Origin of the sequence: Chitinophaga sp. Cy-1792 (assembly GCF_011752935.1) — a bacterium.
Lineage (GTDB): Bacteria > Bacteroidota > Bacteroidia > Chitinophagales > Chitinophagaceae > Chitinophaga.
The window spans coordinates 2418034-2432024 of the sequence record NZ_VWWO01000001.1; the positions used below are offsets into that span (position 1 = coordinate 2418034).

Consider the following 13991-nt stretch of genomic DNA (forward strand, 5'->3'; position numbering starts at 1 on the left):
TGCGAAAATAATTCAAATCGACCGCAAGTTAGAACGTAATCCAGAAAGATTACATTTTTTTTAACATCATATTATAATAGATCTCTGAGAGCTTCTGTTTGGTGTTGAGCGGGAAGTCGGCTTTCATCATCCAGTCATAGTATTGAGGCTCCGCCTTTAATACTTCTCTTACGGGTCTGCCTTTGTATTTTCCGAAGTTAAAGACTTCCTGACCACCCTGCATCACCATACGACGGGCAAAATCCACATAATCTTCTTCCTTGGTAAAGGTTGCCAGGGAATCGATATCTGCATTCAGCTGTTCGTAGCGGCCCAGCTGTGCCTCGAGGATCTCGTAGGTAGCCAGGGCATCCGCTTCCGCGCTGTGTGCATTGGTGAGGTCTTTATCACAATAGAACTTGTATGCCGCGCTGAGGGTACGTTTTTCCATCAGGTGGAAAATTCGCTGTACATCTACAAATTTGCGTTTTGAGATATCGAACTCCATTTCTGCACGCAGGAACTCTTCTACCAACAACGGAATGTCGAAACGGTTGGAATTATATCCCGCCAGATCGCAATTATCCATGAACATTTTCAGCTCATTGGCCGCCTGTTTGAAGGTAGGTGCATCTTTCACATCTTCATCGCTGATACCATGAATTGCTGTAGATCCCGCAGGGATAGGCATTCCCGGATTGATACGCTTTACTTTCGATTGAGTGGTTTTATCAGGAAATACTTTAATGATAGCAATTTCAATGATACGATCTGTAGCCACATTGGTTCCGGTGGTTTCCAGATCTATAACGGCCAGAGGCCTTTTGAGGAGCAAAGAAGACATTATATTTTATTTAAATATTGTTATTAGGTAGATGATCAGCCCAGCAATTTACCAAGTCCGTAAAAATCGATACCATCATAGGTACCTGAGCTCATGAGGAGTAAATTGGTATTATCATATTGTTGTGCTGCCAGGAAGGCTTCAAATGCCGGCCTGTCGGTGAAGATATGCAGATCTTTTCTTCCGAAGCGTTCTTTTACCAGCTCGGGGTCCAGATCAGGCATACGTTTTATTTCAAGGGCATGTTTGCTGTAAAAAACGCCGGCTACATCTGCCGGGTCCATGGCACCCGCATATTCGGTGAGAAAATCGGCATTGAGACTGCTATAGGTATGCAGTTCCAGTACGGCGATCATTTTCCGGTCGGGATATTGCTGTTTGAGCGCTTCCACGGTAGCTTTCACCTTGGAAGGCGCATGGGCAAAGTCGCGGTAAATAACGGAACGGTCGTTTTTAGCTACCAGCTCCAGTCTTTTGGCGGCGCCCTTAAAGGTGGCGATACCTGCCAGGAATTCCTCATCGCTGAGGCCCAGTTCATTGCAAACCAGCTTGGCGGCATGCATGTTCATGAGGTTATGTCCGCCGAAAACTTCCAGATCGGCAAACCCTTCATCGAAGAACACCCGGGTAACGCCATTGCGGATCATATGGATTGGCATGGTATACGGGATGAGTCGCAGGTGGCGGCCTTCGGCGGCTACCAGTGCTGCCAGTTCCGTATCGCTGCTGTTGTAGATGAGCACATGGTCTGCTTCCATCTGCCTGATAAAGATGGCAAATTGCTCTTTGTAGATCTCGTAGGTAGGGAACACGTTGATGTGGTCCCAGGCGATACCGGTAAGTACCGCGATCTGCGGATGCAGGAAATGGAATTTAGGACGCTTCTCAATAGCAGAAGCCGGGTATTCATCTGCCTCGCAAACAATAACAGGAGCGTCGGTGATGTTGACAGATTGTGCAAACCCTTCCAGTTTGGCGCCTACCAGGTAGTCGAACGCCTTGCCGGCATGTTGCAGCACATGCATGATCATGGCTGTGGTAGTGGTTTTACCATGACTACCACCCACGGCTATACGTGTTTTATTTTTGCTTTCCTGGTAGATGTATTCCGGGAAAGAATAAATTTTCAGATTGAGTTCCCTGGCGCGGATCAGCTCCGGATTATTATCACGGGCGTGCATACCAAGAATAACAGCATCTATATCTGGCGTAATCCTGGCAGGGTCCCAGCCCATAGACGCAGGAAGGATGCCGGCCTGCCGCAGGTTGGACAGAGCGGGTTCATAGATCTCGTCGTCACTTCCACTCACCTCATAACCTTTGGTTTTCAGGGCGATGGCTAACTGGTGCATCACACTTCCTCCAATCGCAATAAAATGTACTTTTGTCATAGCGTCATAAAAATCACTACCAGATATATAGTGTTGTTTTTTATAATGTATTTTTTATCTTTGCAAAATAACGTTACAAAAGACGATTAAAAAAGAGATCGTATCATATTTCCTGTGAAATTTCGTTTTACTTCATAAAACACCCATCATGAAATCATATTTAAGAATTTTGGGCTGCGCCGCGTTGTTATTTATCTTTGCAGCTTTCTTAACTTCCTGCGCTACGCATCAGAAATTAGGCTGCCCGATGAGAGGCATGGCTGCTGCGCCTAACGCAGAACATATTAAGCACTGCTAATTCAACAATGAACTGGATACCATTAACATCGGAAACTCAATTGCAGGAAATCAACGAGGCATCTGCAAGCCGGACAATCGTAATATTTAAACACAGCACCCGCTGTTCTATCAGTTCCATGGCCAAATCAAGGCTGGAAAGAGCTACAGCACCAGCAGGCGCCGAATTCTATTACCTTGACCTCATCGCTTACAGGGCCGTTTCCAACGCCATCGAGCATAATTATGGTATCATGCACGAATCTCCACAGATACTGGTTATCCGTAACGGCAAGTGTATATACGATGAAAGCCACAATGGCATCAGCATGGAAGATATTACGGAGCAAATTCAGCTGTAAGATATTGTCCCGGGCATAATAGCCCGGGATTTTTGTTTCTGGCTGTACTATCTGATAAATCCCTAGCTTTGCGCCATGAAGCATCGTATAGTTGTAGCTGTTACCGGGGCCAGTGGCTCCATTTATGCACGACAGCTGCTCCGTAAACTGGAAGCAGCTAGTGAACAGCTGGATGAAGTGGCCGTTGTAATGACGGAAAATGCCAAAACCGTCTGGCAGACAGAATTAAACAATACTGATTACCAGGACCTCGGTTTTAAGTTTTACTCCCAACAGGATTTTCACGCGCCTTTTGCCTCTGGCTCAGGCCGATTTAATACCATGATCCTTTGCCCATGCTCCATGGGCACCCTCGGCCGCATCGCTACCGGCATCTCCAACGACCTGATTACCAGGGCCGCAGACGTAGTCCTCAAAGAACGCCGCAAACTGATCTGCGTAGTAAGGGAAACGCCTTATAACCTGATGCATATCCGTAATATGGAAGCGGTAACGCTGGCTGGCGGTATTATCTGCCCTGCCACACCTTCTTTCTACAGCGTACCTAAAACGATCGAAGAAGTAGCTGATACGGTGGTAGACAGGGTCCTCGATCTTGCGGGAATAGACATAAAAACCTATCGCTGGGGTAGTGGGGATAGTAATAGTTAGTCTGAATAATTATCTTCACGATCCAATTTCAAATCAGCTATGCAAATCGTAATTATAAACGGGCCTAATCTTAACCTGTTGGGCAAACGTGAACCGGGTATTTATGGTAATGAGTCTTTCGAAGACTACCTGGAAACGCTGAAAACAGCCTATCCGCAGGTGACTTTCCGCTATTACCAGAGCAATGTGGAAGGGGAGCTCATTAACTTCCTGCACCAGGAAGGCTTTTCTGCCGATGGTATCCTGCTGAATGCCGGTGGTTACACCCATACTTCAGTGGCTATCAGGGATGCGATTGCGGCGATCAAAACGCCGGTAATCGAAGTACATATCAGCAACGTTTATGCCCGTGAAGAATTCAGGCATACCTCATTGATTGCACCTAAATGCGTGGGTTCTATCTGTGGACTGGGGATGAAAGGGTATAAGCTTGCCCTGGAATATTTTTTATAGGCAGATGATGATATTATAAGGCATCCGGGCCGGTGAAAGTGTTTCACCAGCCCGGATGCTTTGTTTTTATATTCTTTGTCCGCCGATAGATAATCCGCCATCTACGGCAATGCTTTCGCCGGTAACGAAGCTGGCAGCAGGGCAACTCAGCCAGTATACCATTTCCGCGATTTCTTCAGGTTTGCCAAAACGGCCCAGTGGTGCGTGTTTGAGCAAAGGAGCTTTTTGTTCTTCGGCATCCGCTCCGCCAAAGAAGCGGTCAAACATAGGCGTCTGTATATAACCTGGCTGTACATTGTTAACGCGGATGCCATCCGGGGCCAGTTCAATGGCCAGTGCGCGTGTCATGCTGTCCAGTGCAGCCTTGGAGGCCGAGTAAATCGCTGAACCGGCGAAGGCGCCACGTGCCAGCCAGGAGGAGGTATTCACGATAGCGCCACCACCGCCCTGACGCTTGAATTGTGCCACGGCATATTTGGTACTTAACCACACGCCTTTCACATTGATGGCCATCAGCTGGTCGTAATTTTCTTCGCTGATATCGCCGATCAGGCCGAACTGTCCTTCTATGCCGGCATTATTATATATCACATCGAGGCGGCCGAACTGCTGAACGGTCTTATCTATGAGCTGTGCTACCTGTGTGCTGACGGAAACATCTGTCTGAATAAAAGCTACTTCTTTGCTGATCTGTTGGAGCTGTGCCAGGGCTTTCTGTCCTTCTTCCTGTCTGCGGCCTGCGATGGTCACTTTCATGCCATGCTGAAGGAATAATGCTGCTGTAGCTAATCCTATACCGGTGCTGCCACCAGTGACGATGGCTACTTTGTTCTTCATTGATTCGTTTGTCATAGTTTAATTCTTTATGACAAAGTTGCGTCAATGCAGCTGGCGGAAATTATGCCATTCAAACGGAAAGTTATTAATTGGCAACAATGGTTTTTCTGAATTGATTTGGTGTGAGCGAAGTATGTTTTTTGAAGAAGATATTGAAGTTGGAGGCATGTTCAAACCCCAGCGTGTAGCCAATTTCGGAGATATCCCAGCTACTGCGTTGCAGCAGCGTTTTGGCTTCCTGCATGATGCGGCTGGCGATCCACTCAGTGGTGGTTTTGCCGGTTACTTCACGTAAGGCCCTGTTGAGGTGGTTGGTGTGGATATTGAGCTGGGTAGCAAACTCGTTGGCGTTTTTAAACTGTAATGTTTGTTGGGGGGAGGCGATGGGAAACTGGAGGTCGAGGAGGTCCATAAAAAGGCTGCTGATGCGTGCGGCGGCGTTGCCGGACTGGTACTGCTGTACCGGTTGTACTTTCATCGCTTCATGCATAATCAGCTGTACATAGTTATTGATGACCTCATTCTTATTGGGGTAGTCGGAGGCGGTTTCCCGCAGGATGTTGTCAAATATCTGCTTTACAAGGGCTACGCCGTTGGGTTCCAGGTAAAACAGGTGATGGCCGCCCACCTTGAACAGCGGGGATTCTGCCAGACTCCCCTTCCGTAATTCCGGTGTTACAAAATCTTCTGTAAAAACACAGAAATAGCCTGTCTGATCGGTGGTGGAAGGCTCCCAGGAATATGGTATCCAGGGGTTGGTAAACATAATACCCGGGCGGTCTATGTAAATGGTTTTATCTGCATAACCTACTGTACCTTCTCCGGATGTCATGAGAGAGATCTTGTAGAAGTCGCGTCTGTTGGAAGGCAGTGGGGTAATATCGCAGGCAAAATCCTCTCTCCGGTAAATATAGAAATTACCACCTTCTGTAAATGGCTGGCCATGGCGGTCGTAAAACCCGTTGATCGTTTCTTTCCTGCTCATGTATTAAAGTTAGCGAAAAAGTTTTGACGCGTAGCGCTACCCGCCCCGGAGGGAAGGAATAAACCAAAGCGATAGCGAGGCTATCGCTGTCAATTAATATGACTAAAAAAGCCCGTTTCTACGCAGTAGAAACGGGCTTTTTTCTTATTTTAAAAAACTAGTCTTTCAGGTAATTAAAGTTAGTTTTTGGTGTGATATTCAGGAGGGTCTGATAAATCAGCTGAATGGTATTTTCGATATCATCTCTCTTCACCATTTCAACAGTTGTGTGCATATAGCGCAGTGGTAAGCTGATGAGTGCTGATGGGGTACCATCGTTGGAGTAGGCGAAAGCATCGGTATCGGTACCGGTGCTGCGACTAACTGCGTGCAGCTGGTAAGGGATATCGTTTTTCTTAGCTGTCTTGATGATCAGGTCGCGGAGGATGTTGTGTACCGCAGGGCCGTAGGTGATGCTAGGGCCGCCGCCACATTTGATTTCTCCTTCGATGTTTTTGTTGATCATCGGGGTAGTGGTATCGTGGGTAACGTCGGTGATGATGGCAACATTAGGTTTAATGCGTTTGGCGATCATCTCTGCACCACGTAATCCTACTTCTTCCTGTACTGCATTTACGATATATAAACCGAAAGGAAGTTCCTGTTTCTTTTCTTTGAGCAGTCGGGCTACTTCTGCGATCATGAAACCACCGATGCGGTTATCGATAGCGCGGCAGATGAAATTATCATAGGCCAGTTCTTCAAAGCCATCTTCGAAAGTACAAACACAGCCTACGTGAATGCCCAGGTCTTCCACTTCTTTGCGGGAGCGTGCGCCACAATCCAGGAAGATGTTTTCTACTTTAGGTTGTGGTTCTTTTCCTTCCGCACTGCGGATACGTGTATGAATGGCAGGCCATCCGAATACTGCTTTTACGATACCTTTTTCCGTATGAATATTGACGCGTTTGGAAGGCGCAATCTGCTGATCGGAGCCACCATTGCGTATTACATAGATCAGTCCTTCCGGAGAGATATAGTTCACAAACCAGGAAATCTCATCCGCATGTGCTTCGATCACTACTTTGAAAGGAGCCTTAGGATTGATCACTCCCACAACAGAACCATATGGATCTACCATATGTTCATCGATATATGGCGTGATATATTTCAGCCACATTTTTTGTCCTTCTTTCTCAAAGCCTGTAGGGGATGGATTGTTCAGGTAGTCTTTCAGGAATGCGAGGGATTCCTTGGTCAGTATGGATTTCTGTTTCTTAGACATATGTTAACTCCTTTGTGATGAAACAAATGTAAACTTTTTTCCCGTTTCTGCGGAATAGTGGCAGCAAAGGAGCTATAGCGTGTTTTGTTCCTGCTCCGGAGCGTGTAGCAGTGCCTTCGGCACTGCTACACGCTCCGGAGATCTGGCGCCCACCGGAGGTGGGCGCCAGATCTCCGGCAAATCCTATATGTAGGAAATCAAAATAAAAGATAAACAAACTGCAGCACGGCAGACAACATCATAAACCCATCCAGCACAACATAATAGATATAATCGGCTTTATCCCGCTGTGCGCGGCGGGTGATCAGTCCGGTGGCCAGTACAGCCAGCAGCAGGGATATAATGGCAGGCGTATCTGTATAAGGATATAATAAAATGGCGGTGATGGCTGCGAGCCCAAGGGAGGAGAAATAGACGATATCCAGCTGCCGGGGCGGCAGGTAAGTGATGAGACTGCGGATACCCGCTTTTTTATCGTCCTCCAGGTCGCGCATGTCAAATAATATGCAGATGGCGTATACCAGTGCAAAGCGGTGTATTGTAAACAGTGCTACGGGAATAGTAGCGGCCTGATTGGCTATCAGTGCCGGCAGGAGGGTGGTGACGTAGGTCCAGACGAAGGTCAGGAACAGCGTTTTGCCCACGGCAATTTTGCTGAGCCAGCGGAGCGAAGGATGCGGTACTTTTGGGGCCGAATAGAGAAAGGTAAGGAAAGCGGCGCCGCTCAGTTCCAGCCAGTGTTCCCGGAGCTGCCAAAGGTACCAGAGGGAGCCGATGCCACCCAGTATGCAGAGGAGCATCATCAGCCAGCGGTTCCGGGAACCCCAGTGCAGGCGCGCTGAACCGGATGCCGGGTCGTCAGGAGTAAGATACCAGTGGAAATTATAGCTGCAGATAGTGGAGCAGGCAACGAAAAGATAAAAGGTATGTTGTGCATAATGAAGGTCTAACAGGCGATTGGTTTGCCAGATCATCATTAGCGCACAAAGGGTGATATATATGGACGTATAAACGAAAAAATTCAAAAACTTATTCACCATGTAAATACCTGCATTTAAGATAGTTGCCGGAGGCTGGCGGTGCAGCCAGCCTGTTAACTTACCACAAAGGTATGCTGCTGTAACTCTTTCCGGGCATGTTTGTCATATTATTTTCCCGGATGCTGGCCCGACAGATGCGTCTGGTCGGGCTGGAAGGCCCGGAAATATTTTTTCCGGCTGCAGACAAGGCATAAAAAAACAGGGATTCCTTCATAAAAGGAATCCCTGTCTGGAAATATTTGCAGATCCGGCCACTTAATTGACCTTGAAGATCGGTATTCTTTTAGTAGTGATGGTGTCGCTGGAGTTGCCGGCAGCGTCGATCACATATGCCGTGAACCAGATACTGTCCGGGCGGGGGTTTGTATGCTCCACCCAGCCACCAAAGTCCATAGAGCCATTTAATACGAGTGATACCTGTGCATTTACACTTTTTCCGAAATTTTCACCGATTTCCGGCATTTTGCTCCTTACTTCACCAGGAACAGGGTTAGGTGTAATATAGAAGTGTTTCGTCCAGTAAATACTGCTGTCAATATCCCCGTCGCCGTCTTTTACACGGAAAAATACCTGTAACTGCGCTGTATTACTATCTATGGATGGAATGCTATAGCCTTCGAACGTGAGAATGGGTTTCGGGCCATAGTTGTCTTTGTTACAAGCGTATGCCATGGCTGCAAACAGGAATAAAAACAGGAATTTCTTCATAAAACAAACCTACGTTAATTTAGGTAATATACAAATATAGCCGTCTTCGTTACTTCTTATTAACGTTTTTTCAGATCAATTGTTACTTACTGCGGTGAAAATTATTCTTCTCTTTACCTTTGTGAGGTTTTAAAAGCTATCAACAGATGAGTGGAGTATCACCGGATTTGATTTTTTCTTTACAGCCAGCGGGCCTGGAAGCCGCCGCACTGGACGTTTTTCGCTATCAGTACCGCGAAAATGACATCTACCGTGCCTATACGGATGCCCTGCATATCAACCCGGATACCGTGTCCTCCCTCCTCGAAATTCCCTATCTCCCCATACAATTCTTTAAAACACATAAAGTAGTATGCGGCAACTTTGAGCCGGAACTGCTGTTTGAAAGCAGTGGCACCACCCAAACGATCAACAGCAAACATTTCGTGAAAGATGCGGACATCTACACCCGCAGCTTCATGATTGCTTTTGAACAGTTTTACGGACCGGTGAGCGACTACGTTATTGTAGGACTGCTGCCTTCTTACCTCGAGCGTCAGCATTCCAGCCTGGTACGCATGGTGCAGGTAATGATTGAACGTAGCGGCAAGCTGGAAAGTGGATTCTATCTGTACGAACACGATAAATTATACCAGGAGCTACAGGCCCTGGAAGCCCGCGGACAAAAAGTGCTGCTGATAGGGGTTACCTTCGGACTGCTGGATTTTGCAGAGAAATATACCCTGCACCTGAAAAATACCATCGTGATGGAAACCGGTGGGATGAAAGGGCGCCGCGAAGAATGGACCCGCGACGAAGTGCACCAGTACCTCAAAGAACGTTTAGGCGTTGAGGTAGTCCATGCCGAATACGGTATGACGGAGCTTTTATCGCAGGCCTACTCCAAAGGCAACGGGCTTTTTATGACACCGCCATGGATGCGTATATTGCTCCGCGATGAAAACGACCCCTTCGACCTGAAGACAGGAAAAGGCGCTGGTGTTATCAATGTGATCGACCTGGCCAATATCTACTCCTGTGCGTTCATCGCCACAGATGATATCGGCAAAATTCATGATGACGGCCGTTTTGAAGTACTCGGCCGACTCGATAATTCCGCCCTGCGCGGTTGTAGCCTCATGGTCAGCTGATCCTTTTTATTGTAAAATATTTTAATGTATATTGCCCGGCATAAACCTATGCCTATGAAGATCCGGGTGATACTATCCCTCGTATGTGCGTGCCTGCTTATTTCCTCCGCTGCGCAGGCCCAGCTGTTCAAACAGGTAAAAGATCGTTTCCGACAGCTGACGGGGATGCCGAAAGACACCTTTCAGCTGGATGAAGGCCCCTATGAAACACCGGGGAAGCCCATCACAGCGCCCTCGCTGATCATCGGCGGCGATGAAAAAGTGCAGTTAGACTCCGTATATGAATATGATATTGCCATCTACCAGGAAACTAAAACCTGGAAGGATACCGCAGACCCGGAAGTGCGTCAGCATATCACCATCTGCTACAGCAGCGAAAAGCCACAACTCGCTGTAAATATTGAAGATAACCAGAATGGCGCCCGGTACCAGTATTTTGCCGACTTCCTCCATGCGGCCCAGCTGAGTATGACAGCCATACATCGTATAGGCAGCGGCGAAAAGGAAGCACTGAAGTTAGATGAGGTGAGTCCGGTATACCCGGGAGAGTGGGATTTTATGGAGAAGCTGGCGAAAACGGGCCAGCAAAAGGAGATAGAAGGAATATTGTGCGATGAATTTGCGGCAGATAGCCTGGCCATGTCCGACAGTACAGCCCCGGTATCCCTGGTGAGTGCCCATATCTGGCTGCCGGCAACGATACATACGCTTTTCGGCGGGTACATACACATTCCGGAGCCTTACCATCAGCAACTGGCCGATATCCAGGCAGCGGGTGGCATTGTGCCGGTATCGCTGCCGCTGGAAACTTTGCTGACGTATAGCGATGGCGCTGTCAGGGCTACTACCACTACCGCCATTGTTAATGGAGAGCCCCGTCGTATAGCTGTTTCAGATATTATCAGACAAGAGAAGCCCCATTCCTAGCCATTTGCAGCAGCTGCGGAAGTTTGGAAGGATTGTTCACCAGCGCGGTGATTTCCGCCATATAAGGGAAGGAATAATGGTCCATTCCGAAGCGGTTCATCAGGTAAACGTCCAGCTGTTCGGGGGTATGGTGGCCGGCGGTATAATCGCCGATATAGAACAGGAAGCGTTGTTGTTCCTTTTCGGTGAGTAAAACGAGTGCTACTTTATCTTTCAGTGGCTGTTCTGCCTTATGGCTGAATATTTCCAGCGCCTTTTCATAATGGTGACCGGTCAGTTCCTGGCCGGATTGTGGCACCAGGCGTGTACAGAAATAGTCTACCGCCAGGTCGTCAAAGAAGCCGCCGCCGGTATCTGTGCCGGGTTCATTGTGCCAGGTGGCCCATTGCCTGAAGTCGGCCTCGCTGATACTGCCCTGCAATAATGCTTTCAGGTGATGTACCATGCCTGCCCTTGTAGGTGTGGTATCTGTAGCATGGGCGATCGCGGTGATCATCTCTTCATAAATATCCTCATTTAACTGGCGGGCTGTAACAATAACCTGCCGGGTAACCTCATCCGTGGCCGGGATATCCAGGCCGGCCCGGACAGGAGCAATGTCGGATAGCACTTCCGTTTTAGTTTTCAGTCCTTGTAGGTAATCTTTCACCAGCGCAACAAAGTAGGTGGAAGTTACAGGAGGCGTCTGATTGTTCATGGGCTAATAATTTCATGTTTTGTCACCTGAAACTATCCGTAAGGTATAGTATATGGATGTACGTTAGTATAAGTAAGGAACGAGCCTGAATAGCGGCCCTTTCCTGGTTACTGTTGGTCAAAAATAGTGCAAATTGCTTTAATAGGAAGTTTCGATGAATCTTTCCGCTGCCAGCAAGGGTTTAGGTATCTGCCCAGTCAGAAAAAAGCCGTTCGGAAACCTGTCATGATCGAAAAACCGGTAGATTTTTATACCTTCCGTATACAGGAGGAATTCACCCCGGTGAACAATGCCAGACCTCCTGCGTTTTAAACTTTGCAGGGGCTCATCCTGCCTAACCATATTGCCAATTAAGATTTTAGACAGAAAATATTAGCCTGCGTTTAATCATGGCCCTGTCTGATTGCCCTTCCGGATCCATGTGCTGAATGTAGTAAGGATTGCTTACTTATTTTCCTGTAATTATTTTTTACCCGATAAATAAATCACACATCATGAAAAACAAATCCGACAAAAAAGTACTGTTATCCGGATCGCTTGTTGCCGGCGCTATCCTGAGTCTTGCAACACTTGCAAATGCTAAACCGGTGAGCTACACCAACCTGGGGTCAGGAGCGGCTGTACGCAGTACATTAACCGGTACGACTACCAACGCTGCCGGCCTGGAGCTGAACTGCGGTGCGAAAAAAGATTCCGTACACAAGGCTAAAGAAGGTAAATGCGGACAGGGAAAATGTGGTGAAGGCAAATGTGGCGGTAAAAAAGGTGGAAAAGGAAAAGGTAAAGGTATGGCCAAAGACAGTACCAAAACTAAATCCGGCAAATAATTTTTCACAGTAAGGCCGGCCATCCGCAAGGTATGCCGGTCTTATTACCTCAAATTATGACTATGGTAGGCATAGGTTTTCGCAGAGAGATGGCTGAAGCGTTGCTATCCGGTGACCATTTAAGGCCCGAATTCATTGAGTTTGCGCCGGAAAACTGGATGGGCATCGGTGGTTACTGGAAGAAAATATTACATCAGGCAGTGGAACGATACCCGGTGCTATGTCATGGGCTGTCGTTGTCGATAGGCAGTCCGGAGCCGCTGGACATGGAATTTCTCCGGTACATCCGGTCATTTCTGGACGAATACCAGGTAAGGATCTACTCAGAGCACCTGAGTTATTCCAAATGTGACAATGCGCATATGTACGATCTGCTGCCCATTCCTTTCAGGATGGATGCGGTGAAGCATATCAGCGAACGGATACAGCAGGTCCAGGAGTTTCTGCAAAGGCCGCTGGTAATGGAAATTGTATCGTATTATACGCCTGTGGCGGCAGAGATGAGTGAGGTGGATTTTATCAATGAAATAGCGCAGCGCTCCGGATGTCAGCTGCTGCTGGACGTGAACAATGTATATGTAAACGCATTTAACCACCAGTACGACGCGAAGCAGTTTATTGCCGCCCTGCCGGCAGATAAAGTAGCCTATATCCATATGGCCGGCCATGAACAGGTAGCCCCTGACCTGATTATTGATACCCACGGACAGGCAGTGATCGATCCGGTATATGAGCTGTTTGACTGGGCGATACAACGACTGAAGCCCGTACCGGTACTCCTGGAGCGGGATTTTAACTTTCCTCAGCTGGAAGAATTACAGGGCGAAATCCATCGTCTTCAATCTATCTGTCAAAAACACTGGCATGCCAAACACGCACTTACAGCCTGATACCCACCGGATACAACAGGCATTTTCTTCCTGGTGCCGTACCGGTAAAAAGGTGGCCATTCCAGGTGCCAGCAGCGACCGTATGCAATATTACAGGCAGCTGGTTTTTAATGTGATCAATGATGCCATGGAGTCCGCCTTCCCCGTTGCTTTCGCCAACCTGCCAAAGCGGAAATGGAACCGGATGATACAGGATTTCTTCAGCAATCATGCCTGCAGCGCTACCCAGATGTGGAAACTGCCGCTGGAATTCTACACCTATGCTGTGGAAAATAACTGGAACGAGACGTTCGAAACGCCGTGGCTGCTTGATTTATTATACTTTGAATGGGCGGAAACGGAGCTGTTCAATATGGCTGACAAGCCAGTGCCTGATTGCCGCGAAAACGGCCACTGGAAAGATGATCAGGTTGTTTTGAATCCTGAACATACCTTGTTGAGTTTCAGGTATCCCGTACACCTGGAAAGAAAAAAGAAACAGCTGCTGCAAAGAGAAGGCACATACTTTGTGCTGCTTTTTCGTGAACCGGACACAGGATATGTTCAGTTTACCGATTTGTCGCCATGGCTGGCTATTGTGACAGAGCAATTATCCATGGGCGTTACCCTGTCTGATATCCTGGAATATGCGTTGCAGTTGAATATAACAGCAATGGATTCCCTGGAGCAGGATACGGTGGCTTTCCTGGAAGATATGCGACAGCGGAAATTTGTTTTAGGTTTTAAATGA

At 47.7% G+C, this 13991-nt stretch carries 17 protein-coding genes; 9 read left to right on the plus strand and 8 right to left on the minus strand.

Annotated elements, in window-relative coordinates; translation table 11 throughout:
- Window positions 1–49: 49 nt before the first annotated feature.
- Both F3J22_RS09875 and murC read right to left on the minus strand, forming a co-directional pair.
- Window positions 50–823 (minus strand): 3'-5' exonuclease, encoded by a 774-nt coding sequence (locus F3J22_RS09875; RefSeq protein WP_167016619.1) that lies wholly within the window; start codon window positions 821–823, stop codon window positions 50–52.
- A 35-nt stretch (window positions 824–858) separates the two neighbouring features.
- A complete protein-coding gene (gene murC, locus F3J22_RS09880; RefSeq protein WP_167016621.1) occupies window positions 859–2214 on the minus strand; it encodes a UDP-N-acetylmuramate--L-alanine ligase in 1356 nt (451 codons plus the stop codon).
- Window positions 2215–2519: 305 nt separating this feature from the next.
- Here murC and ytxJ point away from each other — a divergent pair, with 305 nt between their 5' ends.
- The 3 genes from ytxJ (at window position 2520) to aroQ (ending at window position 3956) form a co-directional block, all read left to right on the plus strand.
- Window positions 2520–2852, plus strand: coding sequence for a bacillithiol system redox-active protein YtxJ (ytxJ, locus tag F3J22_RS09885; RefSeq protein WP_167016623.1), 333 nt, complete (start codon window positions 2520–2522; stop codon window positions 2850–2852).
- Between the two features lie 75 nt (window positions 2853–2927).
- On the plus strand, window positions 2928–3503 hold the full coding sequence (locus F3J22_RS09890) for a UbiX family flavin prenyltransferase (protein ID WP_167016625.1): 576 nt from the start codon (window positions 2928–2930) through the stop codon (window positions 3501–3503).
- Window positions 3504–3542: 39 nt separating this feature from the next.
- Window positions 3543–3956, plus strand: a complete 414-nt coding sequence (gene aroQ / locus F3J22_RS09895) for a type II 3-dehydroquinate dehydratase (RefSeq protein ID WP_167016627.1) — start codon at window positions 3543–3545, stop codon at window positions 3954–3956.
- 66 nt (window positions 3957–4022) lie between these two features.
- On the opposite strand, the gene F3J22_RS09900 is transcribed toward aroQ, so the two are convergent.
- From F3J22_RS09900 to F3J22_RS09920, 5 genes are all read right to left on the minus strand, one after another.
- Entirely contained in the window at window positions 4023–4808 is a 786-nt protein-coding gene (locus F3J22_RS09900; RefSeq protein WP_167016629.1) for an SDR family NAD(P)-dependent oxidoreductase, read from the minus strand.
- Between the two features lie 70 nt (window positions 4809–4878).
- Window positions 4879–5778, minus strand: a complete 900-nt coding sequence (locus F3J22_RS09905) for an AraC family transcriptional regulator (RefSeq protein ID WP_167016631.1) — start codon at window positions 5776–5778, stop codon at window positions 4879–4881.
- 157 nt (window positions 5779–5935) lie between these two features.
- A complete protein-coding gene (locus F3J22_RS09910; protein WP_167016632.1) occupies window positions 5936–7042 on the minus strand; it encodes a M42 family metallopeptidase in 1107 nt (368 codons plus the stop codon).
- Window positions 7043–7239: 197 nt separating this feature from the next.
- Window positions 7240–8019, minus strand: coding sequence for a UbiA family prenyltransferase (locus F3J22_RS09915; RefSeq protein ID WP_167016634.1), 780 nt, complete (start codon window positions 8017–8019; stop codon window positions 7240–7242).
- Between the two features lie 318 nt (window positions 8020–8337).
- The gene (locus F3J22_RS09920; protein ID WP_167016636.1) at window positions 8338–8790 is read right to left on the minus strand and encodes a hypothetical protein; all 453 of its coding nucleotides are present in this window, start codon (window positions 8788–8790) and stop codon (window positions 8338–8340) included.
- Between the two features lie 146 nt (window positions 8791–8936).
- Between F3J22_RS09920 and F3J22_RS09925 the strand changes: the two genes are divergently transcribed.
- On the plus strand, window positions 8937–9920 hold the full coding sequence (locus F3J22_RS09925) for an acyl transferase (protein WP_167016638.1): 984 nt from the start codon (window positions 8937–8939) through the stop codon (window positions 9918–9920).
- Between the two features lie 54 nt (window positions 9921–9974).
- Complete coding sequence (locus F3J22_RS09930) at window positions 9975–10847, plus strand: hypothetical protein (RefSeq protein WP_167016640.1); 873 nt, start codon at window positions 9975–9977, stop codon at window positions 10845–10847.
- Here F3J22_RS09930 and F3J22_RS09935 read toward each other — a convergent pair.
- Window positions 10822–11544: a hypothetical protein gene (locus tag F3J22_RS09935; protein ID WP_167016642.1), complete on the minus strand. Its 723-nt coding sequence runs from the start codon at window positions 11542–11544 to the stop codon at window positions 10822–10824. The genes F3J22_RS09930 and F3J22_RS09935 overlap by 26 nt on opposite strands.
- 126 nt (window positions 11545–11670) lie before the next feature.
- Here F3J22_RS09935 and F3J22_RS09940 point away from each other — a divergent pair, with 126 nt between their 5' ends.
- From F3J22_RS09940 to F3J22_RS09955, 4 genes are all read left to right on the plus strand, one after another.
- Window positions 11671–11856 (plus strand): hypothetical protein, encoded by a 186-nt coding sequence (locus F3J22_RS09940; RefSeq protein ID WP_167016644.1) that lies wholly within the window; start codon window positions 11671–11673, stop codon window positions 11854–11856.
- Window positions 11857–12038: 182 nt separating this feature from the next.
- Window positions 12039–12371 (plus strand): hypothetical protein, encoded by a 333-nt coding sequence (locus F3J22_RS09945; protein WP_167016646.1) that lies wholly within the window; start codon window positions 12039–12041, stop codon window positions 12369–12371.
- Window positions 12372–12433: 62 nt separating this feature from the next.
- Window positions 12434–13261: a DUF692 domain-containing protein gene (locus tag F3J22_RS09950; protein WP_167016648.1), complete on the plus strand. Its 828-nt coding sequence runs from the start codon at window positions 12434–12436 to the stop codon at window positions 13259–13261.
- A complete protein-coding gene (locus tag F3J22_RS09955) occupies window positions 13236–13991 on the plus strand; it encodes a DUF2063 domain-containing protein (protein WP_167016650.1) in 756 nt (251 codons plus the stop codon). Before F3J22_RS09950 ends, F3J22_RS09955 begins: the two co-directional genes overlap by 26 nt.